Below are 14,030 nucleotides of genomic sequence, written 5' to 3'. Positions count from 1 at the left end.
ACTATCACTTTAATTGACGAATTCTCCGGCTGCCGGCTGCGTTGCGCGCCACGCTACGGGTACCGTGACGGTGACGGTGGTGCCGCCATGCGGGCGGCTGATGATCGAACAATCGCCACCCAGCAGGCTCATGCGCTCTTCGATGCCGACCAGGCCGAACGAGCCATTCTTGTTGCGGCTGCCGTCATGCAGGCCGATGCCGTTGTCCGCGATGATCATGCGCAGCGTGCCGCCGAGCTGGCGCAGTTCGACCCGCACGTGCGTGGCGCGGGCGTGCTGCTGGATATTGCTCAGCGACTCCTGCAACACACGGAACAGGGCCACGGCGCAGCGGTCGTCCACGTCCGGGGTGCCGTCGGGGTCGAGTACTTCGCACTCGATGCCGGAGCGCTTGCGGAACTGGGTGATCTGCCATTCGACCGCGGCGGACAGGCCGAGGTCGAGCACATTGGGCCGCAGGTCGTTGATGATGTTGCGCACGCTGCGGATCGTGTCGTCGATCTGTTTGAGCGTGGCACTGGCGCGCGCATACAGCCGCGGATGGCGCACCGATGTGCGGTTGGCCAGGATATCGGCCTCGATCCGCAGTGCCAGCAGGTTCTGGCCGAGGTCGTCGTGGATCTCGCGCGCGATGCGCTTGCGCTCCTCTTCCTTGATCTGTTCGGCGTGCGCGGCCAGCCGGCGCAGCCGCTGGTGCGACAGTTGCAGCTTGGCCTGGCTGTCGCGCAGTTCGCGCGTCATGTCGCGCGCCATCTGCAGCGCGCGCCGCCGCGACGATACCTGGGCATGGAACAGCGCGTACATCAGCAGCGTGCTGACGAAGCCGACCAGCGCGGCCAGCCACGGCAGGTAACCATCGAAACTGGAGAACAGCGCCGCGCGCGGCGCATCGAAATACACCTGCCACAGCCGGCCATTGAAATTCACCGGCAGGCTCAGCTGCACGTGATGGCCGGGCGGCGCCTGTCCGGCGGACGCTTCCACACTGTCGAACAACAGGTGGCCGTTCGGCTGGTTGCCGTTCGTCGCAGCGCCGGCGACGGTGCTGTACAGCCGCACGCGAATTTCGCGCACCGGTGTATCGACCATTGCCGCCTCCACCAGGCGCGGTACCGAAAAGCCGATACCCACCGAGCCCACGTAGGCGGCCCGGCGGTCGGCCACGGTATCGACCGGCATCTCGGCCCGGTAGACCGGCAGGCGCAGCGGCATGCCGAACTGCGTGGGCGCTTCCGGCAACTGCACCGGCAAGCCGGAAGTGGAAATCGCGCCCGTGTCGCGCGCCTGCTCGAGCGCCTGCGCGACCTGCGAACGGGCCGACAGGTCGTAGCCGAACTTGCCCTTGGCGCCGTACATCGGCTCCAGCAGCGTGATCACCGTGTAGTACGGGCGCTTGCCCGGCGGCGAAATGCGGAATTCGGGATAGCCCAGTTCGCGCACTGCCGCGCCGCGGATCTGCTCCTCGAACGCGGCGCGGCGCTCGTCCGGTACGTACTGCGCGAAGTTGATGGTGGCGATCGACGGGAAGTTGTGCGGAATGTCGAGCCCCCGCACATAGCGGTGGAAGCTCTGCGGCGACAGGTCTTCGCTGGCCTGGAAATGGCTGGCGGTGCCACGCAGAACGTCCGTGCACGCCTTGATGCCGCCGGCGATGTTGTACTGGATGCTGCGGGCCTGGTTGCGGAACCGCTCCAGCGCCTCGCTTTCCAGCGAATTGGCCATCCACGCGTAGAAACCCGCGCCGACCAGCATCGACAGCAGCACGCCGCTCCACCAGGACGGTTTGGCTTCGTGCAGTTTTCCGGACAGTGGCTGGTTCATGGATGGCGTGGCAAGGGCAGTGTGCGTGGTCAAAATATAGGCAGTCGACATGAGCTGCGTCAAGAACAAAGCCACTATCGGACACTAACCGTTGCGGCGGACGCAGCCCTCATCTCCGCTGTCGTGGACAACCGGCCGTGGCTGTGGTGTTGTAACCACCGCCAACGGCCGGCGCATGAGGTGGCGGGTGGGGGGCTGCAAGCCGGCCCATCCGCCACACTTGGAAAAAAGCCGCCTCATGGGCGGCCTTGCTTTACAGACTCTTTATCTTGCGTTGCCCCAGCTGTCCTTCAGCGTGACGATCCGGTTGAACACGGGTTTGCCCGGCGTGGAGTCGACGCGGTCGGCCACGAAATAGCCGTGCCGCTCGAACTGGAAGCGCTGCTCGGCTTGCGCATCCTTCAGGCCAGGCTCGAGGTAGGCGGTCACGACTTCCTTGGCGTTCGGATTCAGGAATTCCTTGAAATCCTTGCCGCCGGCATCCGGCTGCGGGTCGGTGAACAGGCGGTCGTACAGGCGCACTTCCGCCTCCAGTGCCGTGGCCACGCTGACCCAGTGGATGTTGCCCTTGACCTTGTAGCTGTTGGCGCCTTCCGTGCCCGATTTGCTGTCCGGGAAATAGTTGACGTGCACCGCGACCACCTTGCCGTGTTCATCCTTGTCGTAGCCGGTGCATTCGGCCACGAAGCCGTATTTCAGGCGCACGCGCGCGCCCGGCTGGTCGCCGATCGGCGGATAGAAGCGGAAGTAGCCTTTCGACGGTACTTCCATGAAATCCTCTTCCTCGATCCACAGTTCGCGGGTGAATGGGAACGTGCGGTTGCCCAGTTCCGGGTGGTGCGGATGGACCGGCGAGCTGCACTCGACGCTCTCGCCGGCGGCAAAGTTGTCGACAATCAGTTTCAACGGTTTCAGCACGGCGATGGCACGCGGCGCCTTCGGGTCCAGGTCTTCGCGCACGGCGCCTTCCAGCACGCTGAAATCGATCCAGCCATCCGATTTCGTCACGCCGGTGCGTTCGGCCATCAGCTGGATGCCTTCCGGCGTGAACCCGCGGCGGCGCATGCCGACCAGCGTGGACAGGCGCGGGTCATCCCAGCCGTCGACGATGCCTTCCTCGACCATCTGGCGCAGCTTGCGCTTCGACGTGACGATATAGGTGAGGTTCAGGCGCGAGAACTCGTACTGTTTCGGTACCGGTTGCGTGAAGAAGCCGCCTTTCGACAGCGTGTCGAGCAGCCAGTCGTAAAACGGGCGGTGATCCTGGAATTCCAGCGTGCAGACCGAGTGGGTGATGTTTTCCAGCGCATCGGAGATCGGGTGCGTGTAGTCGTACATCGGGTAGATGCACCACTTGTCGCCGGTGCGGTGGTGGTGCGCATGGCGGATCCGGTAGATCGCCGGGTCGCGCAGGTTCATGTTCGGCGACGACATGGCGTCTTCCGACATCTTCGCGCGCAGGATGTGTTCGCCATCGGCATACTTGCCGGCCTTCATGTCGCGGAACAGTTGCAGCGATTCCGCGGCGGGGCGGTCGCGGAAGCGCGAATTCACGCCCGGCGTATTGAAATTGCCCCGGTTGGCCGCCATTTCTTCCGCGCTCTGGCTGTCCACGTAGGCGTATCCGGCCGTGATCAGGTATTCGGCCATCTCGTACAGGCGGTCGAAGTAATCGCTGGCATAGTACAGGTGGTCGCCGCCGCCGGCGGGGTCCTTGCTCTGCCAGTCGAAGCCCAGCCACTTCACGCTGTCGATGATCGAGTCGACGTATTCCTGCTCTTCCTTGGCGGGATTGGTGTCGTCGAAGCGCAGGTGGCAACGGCCGTCATAGTCCCGCGCCAGGCCGAAGTTCAGGCAGATCGACTTGGCGTGGCCGATGTGCAGGTAGCCGTTCGGTTCCGGCGGAAAGCGGGTGATCACCGAAGGCAGCCCCTCGCGCTGGTGCGCGCCGGTGGCCAGGTCGTGTTCGACGATGTTGCGGAGGAAATTTGGTGCGGGAGCAGCGGCTGCTGCCCCTTTGGCGCTGTTTTTGTCGTTGCTCATGTACGAAGGCAAGTAGGGGAGTCGATTGGCGGCCATTTTACCGTACGCACGCCTGCGCGGAGGACGGCCGATGGTTTTCTATAGGATAATTCGCCCTTACGCCCTCGTTTTTACCTGAGAGTTACACCATGGATAATTTGTACAATGTGCTCGGCGTGGCCCCCAACGCGACGGACGACGAGATCAAAAAGGTCTACCGTTCGCTGGCGATGCGTTTCCACCCGGACCGTAATCCCGAGCCGGGCGCCGATGCCCGTTTCAAGGGCATCGTCAAGGCCTACGAAGTACTGTCCGACCCGGTGAAGCGGGAAGAATACAACCAGAGCCTGAACCACCGGATCATCATCGATCCGGAAGCGGAAGCGTACCAGCTGTGGCGCTCCGTTTTCGGCCTCCACGGCGTCACGCTCCCGGCCAGCTGAGGCCGAACGACGTCGCATCGGGCCGACCATGGCCGAACAAAGCAATTTTAGAGAGTTAGCAATGAGAAGAGTACACCCCGAGTTCGCCTTCCAGGCGCGTGAGCTGGCCGAACAGGTCGAGGGCATCCTCGGCGATCCGCCGGACCGCAAGAATTACCAGGCCATGACGAAGGCGCTGGTCACCGAGTACGCCAACGGCGCCGGCATCGAGGACCTGAACATGATGGCGTTCGCGCTGGTGGACGTGATCGACATCGCCGATCCGAAGGCGCTGCTGGCCGATGCCGAGGATTTCGAGTTCGGCGACACTGCGCGCGTGTTCGGCGCCGTCTCGTGCCCGGCGGGCGAAGCGGCGAAGATGCTCGAAGCCATCGAGGAAAACCATCCCGACCTGGGCCGCCAGGCCATCGTCACCGCATTCCTGCACAAGCATCCGCGCATGTGGGACGACGACGACATGTCGCTCGACCAGCTCGCCGAAGGCGATGACGGCGACGACGATGAAGAAGAAGGCGGCGCCAGCGACGACTTCACCCAGATGTTCGACCAGGAAGGAGAGCGTTGATGTCCGACGAAAAGTCCTATCTGCCCGCGATCAGCAAGCAGGTCACGGAACTGGTGCTGGCCGGCTCGCTGAGCCACGCCGAGCAGGCTTTCGCCGAAGCGGCCGAGCAGCACGGCGACCTGGTCGTGTCCGAAGTATTGCAAACCCTTCCGCCGCACGTGACGGCGCTGCACATGGCCGGCTTCGACGGCGGCAAGCTGTCGCTGGCCACGCTGCTGGTGCCGCCGAAGGCATGGGCCGAGAGCCTGGCCTACATCGCCGCCACCTGGAACGAGGATATGATCGAGGACGATCCCGAGCGCATCGCCGAGGCGCTGTTCACGCACATCCACAGCGTGGTGTTCGGCACCGACGACGAGGAGCGCCGCCGCGAACTGCTGCAGGAAGCTTCCGCATCCGACTGGGGCGCCACCGCGTTCGCGATCGTGTTTTCGCTGGCACCGAAGGAAATGCTGGAAGTGGCCGGCGAGGTGATCTCGAAGGGTTCCTACATCACGGCGCAGTCGTCGTCGGACAGCGATGTGGTACCGCTGGCCGTGGCGCTCGCGCAGGCCAGCGAGGATGGCTGGGACCGCGCTCTGTTCGAGCTGTTCCCCGAATTCCGCCACAGCGCCGACCTGGCCGATGCCGAGTACTCCGACGACCCGGACGACGAAGAACCGGCAGTGCTGCAGCGCTCGACGAAAGAGCTGCTGTACCGCCTGCGCAAGCAGGTGCCGAGCACCCGCACCGCCAGTGCCCGCGGCAACCGCCGCACCCTCGGAACGGGGATCTTCAGCTGATGCTGCCGGCACTCGTACGCGAAAACCTGCCGAGACTCACGCGCGTGATCAAGCTGCTGCCGGGCGATACCCGTCCGGACGCCGCGGTGACGCTGGCCGACGAGCTGGCCGGCATCACCGTGATGGTCGCCGAGAAGTTCACCAACCACCGGACCGTCGAGGGCATCCAGAAAGCCGTCAACCTCACGGTGGGCGGCGTGTCGCTGGGCCTCGAGGAACTGCTGGCCGTGGACAGCGACGAAGCCGCGCTGGACTTCCTCGTCGATAACGGCGCCGAGGCGGCGTTCCAGGCGGGCTTTCGCCAGCTGAAGGACCTGGCGGCGATGCCCGAAGACACGCTGGTGGGAGAATACGACCAGGATCCGGTATACGCCCAGCGCCGCCTGCGCGACATCTTCTTCGACATCTGCCTGACGGACGCCAACGCGAACTGGACCGGCCCGGCACGCTACCAGGAACAGTTCAAGCAGCGGCAGGAGGCGCAGGCCGTGGTCCGCTTCGCCAACTGGCTGCGCCGACACAACACCGGTGGGCCCGTCAAGGATGCCGACCTGAATGCGGAAGGCGTGATCGCGCTGGCGATCATCTTTGCCGTCGAAGGCGCCGGGCGCATCGTGGCCCGCACCGGCCAGAAGGATTTCGAGCGCTTCGTGAAAGCGGTGCGCGCGAAGAAGCCCGATTTCGAGACCGGCTGGGCCGAACTGGTGGCCGCCGTGCCGGTGCAGCACCATCCGGTGCTGCTGCACCGTATCGACCTGTATCGCCAGGGCTGCACCGTGCTGCAGCACATCCCCGGCCGCACCGCGATGAAGACCCTGTTCGCCGAACTGGAAAACTACGCCGGCTCGGAACTGGACCCGGATTACGACTGACGGTCGTCCGGGGCCGGGCAAGCCGGATCGAAGCCATACCCGAATCGGAGCCCGGCTCCGATTTTTTTGGCGCTGTTAGCGGTAAATCGGGGAACCAGTCGAACTGGTCGTTGTCTTACTCCTTGTTGAGGTAACTCATGCAAACGAGGAGCGAACATGGACCCCGCAGGCTTTGCCGGACTGTTTCAAGCACTCACCAAGGAGCAATTGACTGATCAGCAGGTCGCCAGCCTGGAAGCGTGGCTCGTGGCACTGTCGTCGCGTGGCAATTGCCTCGGCATTGTTGAACAGGCCGCCCGCGCGTGCCCTTGCCCGCACTGTGGCTGCGGGCGGCGGCATCGCTGCGGGCAGGCCAATGGCCTGCAGCGTTATCGCTGCATGGCGTGCACGCGCAGCTACAACGCGCTGACCGGCACGCCGCTGGCACGATTGCGCCATCGCGACAAATGGCTGCCATACCTACAGTGCCTGCTTGATTCGCGCACGGTACGCGATGCCGCCCGGCGCGTCGACGTCGCCCGTTCGACGAGCTTCCGATGGCGCCACCGGTTTATCGCCGGCGTGCGCCGCGAACGCCCGGCGCAACTGGCAGGCATGGTCGAGGTAGACGAAACATATTTACTGGAATCGCAAAAAGGCTCGCGAAAGATGAACCGCCCGGCGCGGCAGCGTGGCGGCAAGGCGGCACGCCGCGGCATCAGCCGCGAGCTGGACTGCATCCTGGTCGCCCGCGACCGTGCCAGGGTGACGCACGAGTTCGTTACCGGGCGAGGCCCGGTCAGCGCGCGGCATCTGGCGCGTCACCTGCTCCCTGTCTTGCGTTGCGATGTGCTGCTGATCAGCGATGGTGCCAAGGCATACGGAACTTTTGCTCACGCGGCCAATATTACCCACGAAGCCCTCAACGTTCGCGCCGGCGTCCGTGCCCGGGGCGCGATTCACCTCAATAACGTCAACGGGTGGCACAGCCGCTTCAAGACCTGGCTGCGCCGCTTCAACGGGGTGGCCAGTTGCTACCTGGCCAATTACACCGGCTGGCAACGCGTGCTCGACGCGGCCCAGCTGGCGCTACCGGCCCAATGGCTGCGCGTGGGCGTCGTCGGAAGCCATCGCTAAAGATCAGCTTGCTGAAAAAGTTCCGTTCCTTGGAGCATTGCACAGCTAATGCGAACAGCGCCATTTTTTTCGAGCATTCGACAACATCGGACCGTCCGCCGTTGCGACCTGTGACTAACCTTCCGCGGAAGCGGCCTCGGCCAGGGCAACGAACGCCTCGACGAGCGGCCCGGCGCCTTCGCTGCGCCGGGCGAGCATCAGCGCGGTGGTGGCCTGCGGGTCGGCCAGCGGCCGGTAGACCACGCCCTCCATGTGGATGCCCTCGAAGGAACTCGGCAGCACGGAAATGCCGCAGCCGGCGGCGACCAGGCCGATGATCGTCGATGCTTCGCCCGCTTCCATCGCGATCTGCGGCGTGAAGCCGGCGGCCCGGCACATGCGGAACAGTTGCGGGTGGATGCCGGTCCCGGCATCTTTCGGGAAGATGACGAACGGCAGCCCTTCCAGGTCTTTCACCGTGACCGTTGCCATCGCGGCCAGCGGCGAATCCGAGGGCAGCACCAGCCGCAGCGGGTCGTGGCGCAGTGTCGTCATCGTGATCGTGTCGGGAATCGGCACGCTGACCGAGCGCACGAAGCCCAGGTCCAGTTCGCGTGCCTCCAGCTTTGCCAGTTGCGGCAGCGTGGCCATCTCGTGGAACGTCAGCAGCACGCCGGGATAGCGCTGCCGGTAGCGCCGCACCACGGAAGCGAACAGCGCCGTGAACGGCGTCGAAAACGTGAAGCCCACGCGCAGTTCGCCGGCCTCGCCGCGTTGCGCGCGCCGGGCGGTTTCCTTGGCCTGCTCGGCCAGCGCCAGCACCCGCCGCGCATCGGCCAGGAACAGTTTGCCGGCCTCCGTCAGCCGCACCCAGCGCTTGCTGCGCTCGAACAGCCGCGCACCCACTTCGAGCTCCAGCGCCTGGATCTGCTGGGAGAGCGGCGGCTGGCCGATGTGCAACCGCTCGGCCGCGCGCGTGAAACTCAGTTCCTCGGCCACGGCAACGAAATAGCGCAAGTGTCGCAGCTCCATGTTATCGCTTTAAAGTATTAATGATGACTCAAATATATATTGGACTGTAGTACAGGGCAAGCCTACGATGGCTGCATCGTATTTGGAAAGCACATCACCATGGAGCGCATCTCTCCCGCCAGTCCCGCCTTCAGGCGCACCAACCGCGCGCTGTTCTTCGGCGGCTTTTCCTGTTTCTCGCTGCTGTACTGCGTGCAGCCGCTGATGCCGCTGCTGGCGCACCAGTTTTCGCTGACGCCGGCGCAAAGCAGCCTGTCGCTGTCGGTGTCGACGGGCGCGCTGGCGGTCTCGCTGCTGCTGTCGTCGATCGTGTCGGACCGCATCGGCCGCAAGGGCCTGATGGTCACGGCGCTGTTCCTGGCTGCGGTGATGACGCTCGTCTGCGCGATGGCCGGCAGCTACCCGCAACTGCTGGTGGCGCGGGCGCTGCTGGGGCTGGGGCTGGGCGGCATGCCGGCGGTCGCGATGGCATACCTGAGCGAGGAGATCGAACCGGAATCGCTGGGCCTGTCGATGGGCCTGTACATCAGCGGCAGCGCGTTCGGCGGCATGCTGGGGCGGGTGGTGACGTCCACGCTGTCCGACGCGTTCTCGTGGCGGGTCGCGCTGGCCGCGATGGGCGTCGCCGGCCTGTACGCGGTATGGGAATTCTGGCGCAGCCTGCCGCCGTCGCGCAACTTCAGGCCGGCGCAGGGCGGCCTGACCGGCATCGCGGCCGGACTGCGCCGCCACCTTGCCGACGATGGCCTGCCATGGCTGTTCGCACTGGCGTTCCTGCTGATGGGCTGCTTCGTGAGTGCGTACAACTTCATCGGCTTCCGCCTGCTGGGCGAGCCGTTCTCGCTGCGCCAGGGCATCGTCGGCGGCATTTCGTTCCTGTACCTGCTGGGCATCTACAGCTCGGTCTGGGCCGGCCGGCTGGCGGACCGGCTGGGCCGCAGGAAGGTACTGTGGGCCACCATGGGGGCGATGCTGGCCGGCCTGCTGCTGACCCTGGCCAACAACCTCGTGGCGATCGTCGCCGGCATGGCGCTGTTCACGTTCGCCTTCTTCGCCTCGCACTCGATGGCCAGCAGCTGGGTAGGTCGCCGTGCCCGTGCGCCGCAGGCGCTGGCATCGGCGCTGTACCTGTTCTTCTACTACCTGGGGTCGAGCGTGGTGGGCTGGCTGTGCGGCGTGCTGTGGGCATACGGCGGCTGGGCGGGCGTGGTGACACTGCTGGCCACGCTGCTGGCATCGGGCCTGCTGATCGCGCTGCGGCTGCGCAGCCTGGTGCCGGTCGGGATGGCGCCGGCCCCTTTGGCGGCCTGACCTGGAGACCGGCGCCCGAAGGCCGGGACCCTAAAGGTTGAGCCCGCTCAAACGTAAGGCGGACTCATGCAACCTTCCCGGCTCCCGCCCCTCCAAGCATGCAGCGGCGCATCGGGTGCCGCGTCAATCGAGGGAGGAAACATGGGAGAACAGGAAATCCGAAGCCGACTCGACAGCATCCGGCTCGCCGTCGCTCAGGCCGCGCACGCGCTGTCCGCCGAGCGCCATTTGCCGGGCGAATTGCGCGACTATATCCAGAAGCTGGACCGGCAGTCCGACCGCATCGGTGAAATCCTGGCGTTGCGCGATCCCCTGCGCATCGCCAAGCTGGTGGCCGACATGGAACTCCTGGGCGCCCGCGCGCGCCGTGTATGCACCAGCGGCCTGCCGCTGTCGGGCCAGATGAAATCGGCCGTGAATCACATGCACAATGAATTGATCGAGTTCAAGCAACACCTTCATTGAGTTGGGGCGACGGCGCCGGGGTCCATGTCCCGGACCAGCGCCGCGGCAGACCCCGCCGTGGGGACCATCTGCGGGCTCGACCGGCGCTTTGCAGGGCCGCTTCGCCAACAACGAAGCGGCCTTTTTTCGCCTCGTTCCTGCTTCGTTCGTCATGACGCATGGTAGTGTGGCAACCATGTGGCCCTATCCAACCATGATCGCGCACCGCGGCGGCGGCACGACCGCGCCGGAAAACACGCTGGCAGCACTGGCCGCCGGCCTGCGCCACGGCTACCGCGCCGTCGAGTTCGACGTGATGCTGTCGCGCGACGGTATCGGCGTCGTCATCCACGATGCAGATTTCGGCCGAACCGTACCCGGCTCCGGCAGCGTGCCGGACACGGATGCCTTCGACCTCGTGAAACGCGATGCCGGCGGCTGGTTCGGCGCGGCGTTCGCCGGCGAGCCGGTGCCGCTGTTCGTGCCGTTCGCCGAATACTGCAAGGCCCACGGTATCTGGATGAATGTCGAGATCAAGCCGGCGCCGGGGCACGACGAGGCCACCGGCCGGTGGGTCGCCGGGACCGTCCGCACGCTGTTCGCGCGGGAGACGGACAGCGCCGGGCTGCCGCTGCTGTCCTCGTTCAGTACCGCCGCGTTGCGCGCCGCCCGCGCCGCGGCCCCGGAACTGCCCCGTGCGATCCTGTTCGGGGCGTTGCCCCCCGACTGGGAAGGGCAGGCGCGTGAACTGGGGGTGGTGGCGGTGCACGCCGACCACCGGAGACTGACGCCGGCGTTGGCGCAGGCCGTGAAAAGCGCCGGGTTCGGCCTGTTTTGCTATACCGTCAACGACCCGGCGCGGGCGCGCACGCTGCTCGACTGGGGCGTGGACGCACTCTGCACCGACCGGATCGACCTGCTTCCGGCCGACTTCATTTGACGCCGAGCGTTATATAATCAACGTTTTGCATTCGAGCCAGGGCGCGCGCGCCCGCCTTCAGCGTACCTAAGCCACCAACATGAAATCATCCGAAATCCGCGAGAAGTTCCTCAAATTCTTCGAGTCCAAGGGCCACACGATCGTCCGTTCCAGCCCGCTGGTGCCGGGCAACGATCCGACCATGCTGCTGACGAACTCGGGCATGGTGCAGTTCAAGGACGTGTTCCTGGGGCTGGATACGCGTCCGTATTCGCGCGCCACCACCGTGCAGCGCTGCGTGCGCGCCGGCGGCAAGCACAACGACCTGGAGAACGTGGGCTACACGGCGCGCCACCACACCTTCTTCGAGATGCTGGGCAACTTCAGCTTCGGCGACTATTTCAAGCGCGACGCGATCGCCTACGCGTGGGAACTGCTGACCAAGGTGTACGGCCTGCCGGCCGAGAAGCTGACCGTGACCGTCTACCAGGAAGACGACGAAGCCTACGACATCTGGGCCAACGAGATCGGCGTGCCGAAAGAGCGCATCATCCGCATCGGCGACAACAAGGGGGCCCGCTACGCGTCGGACAACTTCTGGCAGATGGCCGACACGGGCCCGTGCGGCCCGTGCACCGAGGTCTTCTACGACCACGGCGCCGATATCTGGGGCGGCCCTCCGGGCTCGGCCGAGGAAGACGGCGACCGTTTCATCGAGATCTGGAACCTGGTGTTCATGCAGTACAACCGCGACGAAGCGGGCAACATGACGAAGCTGCCGAAGCCGTGCGTGGACACCGGCATGGGCATGGAGCGCCTGGCCGCCGTGCTGCAGCACGTGCACAGCAACTACGAGATCGACCTGTTCCAGAGCCTGATCAAGGCCGCCGCCCGCGAAACCCGCACGGAAGACCTGGAAAGCAAGTCGCTGCGCGTGATCGCCGACCACATCCGCGCCGCCGCGTTCCTGATCGTCGACGGCATCATCCCGAGTTCGGAAGGCCACGGCTACGTCCTGCGCCGCATCATCCGCCGCGCGCTGCGCCACGGCCACAAGCTGGGGCAGACAAAACCGTTCTTCTACAAGCTGGCCGAGGACCTGGACAAGGAAATGGGCACCGCCTATCCGGAACTGTCGGACAAGCTGGCGTACGTGCAGCAGGTGCTGAAGACCGAGGAAGAGCGTTTCGGCGAAACGCTGGAAAACGGCATGAAGATCCTCGAAGCGCAGCTGGTGAAGGATCCGCACAAGCTCGATGGCGGCACCGCCTTCACGCTGTACGACACCTATGGCTTCCCGCTGGACCTGACGGCCGACATCTGCCGCGAACGCGGCGTGACGCTCGATGAAGCGGGCTTCGCCGAGGCGATGGAAAACCAGAAGCGCACCGCGCGCGCGGCCGGCAAGTTCAAGATGGCCGCCAACGTGGAGTACACCGGCGCCAAGACGAGCTTTGTCGGCTACGAGCAGCTGGCATTCGATTCGACCGTGATCGCGCTGTATTCGAACGGCGCCTCCGTGCAGGAACTGCAGGCCGGCGAAGCGGGCATCGTGGTGCTGGACAGCACGCCGTTCTATGCCGAATCCGGCGGCCAGGTGGGCGACCAGGGCCTGATCCGGAGCACCACGGCGAAGTTCACCGTGGACGACACGCTGAAGATCCAGGCGGACGTGTTCGGCCAGCACGGCGTGCTGGAAAACGGCGCGCTGAAGGTGGGCGACAAGGTGTCGGCGCAGGTCGATACCGTCAAGCGCGGCCGCACGATCCGCAACCACTCCGCCACGCACCTGATGCACAAGGCGCTGCGCGAAGTGCTGGGCGGCCACGTGGCGCAAAAGGGCTCGCTGGTCGATCCCGACAAGACCCGTTTCGACTTCAGCCACAACGCACCGCTGACTGCCGAGCAGATCGCGCAGGTCGAGGCGATCGTCAATGCCGAGATCCTGGAAAACCATCCGGTCAAGGCGCAGCACATGTCGTTCGACGACGCCGTGAAGCACGGCGCGATGGCGCTGTTCGGCGAGAAGTACGGCGATGAAGTGCGCGTGCTCGATATCGGCTCGTCGAAGGAACTGTGCGGCGGCGTGCACGTCACCCGCACCGGCGACATCGGCCTGTTCAAGATCGTTTCCGAAGGCGGCGTGGCGGCCGGCATCCGCCGCGTGGAAGCCGTGACGGGCGAGGGCGCGCTGGCGCTGGTGCAGGCGATGACGCGCCGCCTCAACGAAGCGGCATCGGCGCTGAAATCGACGCCGGAAGAGATCACGTCCCGTATCGGCCAGGTGCAGGACCAGGTCAAGTCGCTGGAAAAGGAACTGAACGCGCTGAAATCGAAGCTGGCGTCCGGCCAGGGCGACGAGCTGGCCACCCGGGCGATCGACATCAAGGGCATCAAGGTGCTGGCGGCCACGCTGGAAGGCGCCGACGTGAACGCGCTGCGCGAGACGATGGACAAGCTGAAGGACAAGCTGAAGACGGCGGCGATCGTGCTGGCCTCCGTCAACGGCGACAAGGTCAGCCTGATCGCCGGCGTGACCGCCGATTCGATCGGCAGGGTCAAGGCCGGCGAACTGGTGAACTTCGTTGCCCAGCAGGTGGGCGGCAAGGGTGGCGGGCGGCCGGACATGGCGCAGGCCGGCGGCACCAATCCGGCCGCGCTGCCGGAAGCCCTGGCAGGCGTGCAGGGCTGGGTGGAACAGCGCGTGTAAGTGCGCATGCTTCA

12 protein-coding genes are annotated in these 14,030 nt (G+C 65.5%); 9 read left to right on the top strand and 3 right to left on the bottom strand.

The features are described 5' to 3' along the window. Window positions 1-9 precede the first annotated feature (9 nt). The gene (locus GJV26_RS07190) at window positions 10-1,821 is read right to left on the bottom strand and encodes a CHASE domain-containing protein (RefSeq protein WP_229419195.1); all 1,812 of its coding nucleotides are present in this window, start codon (window positions 1,819-1,821) and stop codon (window positions 10-12) included. 264 nt (window positions 1,822-2,085) lie between these two features. Further along, entirely contained in the window at window positions 2,086-3,864 is a 1,779-nt protein-coding gene (locus tag GJV26_RS07185; RefSeq protein ID WP_155708238.1) for a glutamine--tRNA ligase/YqeY domain fusion protein, read from the bottom strand. A 128-nt stretch (window positions 3,865-3,992) separates the two neighbouring features. Between GJV26_RS07185 and GJV26_RS07180 the strand changes: the two genes are divergently transcribed. The 5 genes from GJV26_RS07180 to GJV26_RS07160 all read left to right on the top strand — a co-directional run bounded on the left by GJV26_RS07180 (window position 3,993) and on the right by GJV26_RS07160 (window position 7,621). Then, the gene (locus GJV26_RS07180; protein WP_155708237.1) at window positions 3,993-4,286 is read left to right on the top strand and encodes a DnaJ domain-containing protein; all 294 of its coding nucleotides are present in this window, start codon (window positions 3,993-3,995) and stop codon (window positions 4,284-4,286) included. A 61-nt stretch (window positions 4,287-4,347) separates the two neighbouring features. Further along, a complete protein-coding gene (locus GJV26_RS07175) occupies window positions 4,348-4,851 on the top strand; it encodes a hypothetical protein (RefSeq protein WP_155708236.1) in 504 nt (167 codons plus the stop codon). Beyond that, window positions 4,851-5,633 (top strand): hypothetical protein, encoded by a 783-nt coding sequence (locus tag GJV26_RS07170; RefSeq protein WP_155708235.1) that lies wholly within the window; start codon window positions 4,851-4,853, stop codon window positions 5,631-5,633. Before GJV26_RS07175 ends, GJV26_RS07170 begins: the two co-directional genes overlap by 1 nt. After that, a complete protein-coding gene (locus GJV26_RS07165) occupies window positions 5,633-6,505 on the top strand; it encodes a hypothetical protein (RefSeq protein ID WP_155708234.1) in 873 nt (290 codons plus the stop codon). The genes GJV26_RS07170 and GJV26_RS07165 overlap by 1 nt, the downstream gene beginning before the upstream one ends. Before the next feature lie 156 nt (window positions 6,506-6,661). Then, window positions 6,662-7,621: an IS1595 family transposase gene (locus GJV26_RS07160; RefSeq protein WP_155708233.1), complete on the top strand. Its 960-nt coding sequence runs from the start codon at window positions 6,662-6,664 to the stop codon at window positions 7,619-7,621. Window positions 7,622-7,735: 114 nt separating this feature from the next. Here the strand turns inward: GJV26_RS07160 and GJV26_RS07155 are convergent, their stop codons facing one another. After that, on the bottom strand, window positions 7,736-8,632 hold the full coding sequence (locus GJV26_RS07155; RefSeq protein ID WP_155708232.1) for a LysR substrate-binding domain-containing protein: 897 nt from the start codon (window positions 8,630-8,632) through the stop codon (window positions 7,736-7,738). Between the two features lie 99 nt (window positions 8,633-8,731). On the opposite strand from GJV26_RS07155, the gene GJV26_RS07150 reads away from it, so the two are divergent. From GJV26_RS07150 to alaS, 4 genes are all read left to right on the top strand, one after another. Then, window positions 8,732-9,943, top strand: coding sequence for an MFS transporter (locus GJV26_RS07150; protein ID WP_155708231.1), 1,212 nt, complete (start codon window positions 8,732-8,734; stop codon window positions 9,941-9,943). Window positions 9,944-10,009: 66 nt separating this feature from the next. After that, on the top strand, window positions 10,010-10,408 hold the full coding sequence (locus GJV26_RS07145) for a hypothetical protein (RefSeq protein ID WP_229419194.1): 399 nt from the start codon (window positions 10,010-10,012) through the stop codon (window positions 10,406-10,408). 175 nt (window positions 10,409-10,583) lie between these two features. Further along, window positions 10,584-11,327 (top strand): glycerophosphodiester phosphodiesterase, encoded by a 744-nt coding sequence (ugpQ, locus tag GJV26_RS07140; protein ID WP_155708230.1) that lies wholly within the window; start codon window positions 10,584-10,586, stop codon window positions 11,325-11,327. 79 nt (window positions 11,328-11,406) lie between these two features. After that, complete coding sequence (gene alaS, locus GJV26_RS07135; RefSeq protein WP_155708229.1) at window positions 11,407-14,016, top strand: alanine--tRNA ligase; 2,610 nt, start codon at window positions 11,407-11,409, stop codon at window positions 14,014-14,016. Window positions 14,017-14,030 lie beyond the last annotated feature (14 nt).

Origin of the sequence: Pseudoduganella dura (genome assembly GCF_009727155.1) — a bacterium.
GTDB classification, from domain to species: domain Bacteria; phylum Pseudomonadota; class Gammaproteobacteria; order Burkholderiales; family Burkholderiaceae_D; genus Rugamonas; species Rugamonas dura.
This window is presented reverse-complemented; position numbering and strand designations above follow the sequence as displayed.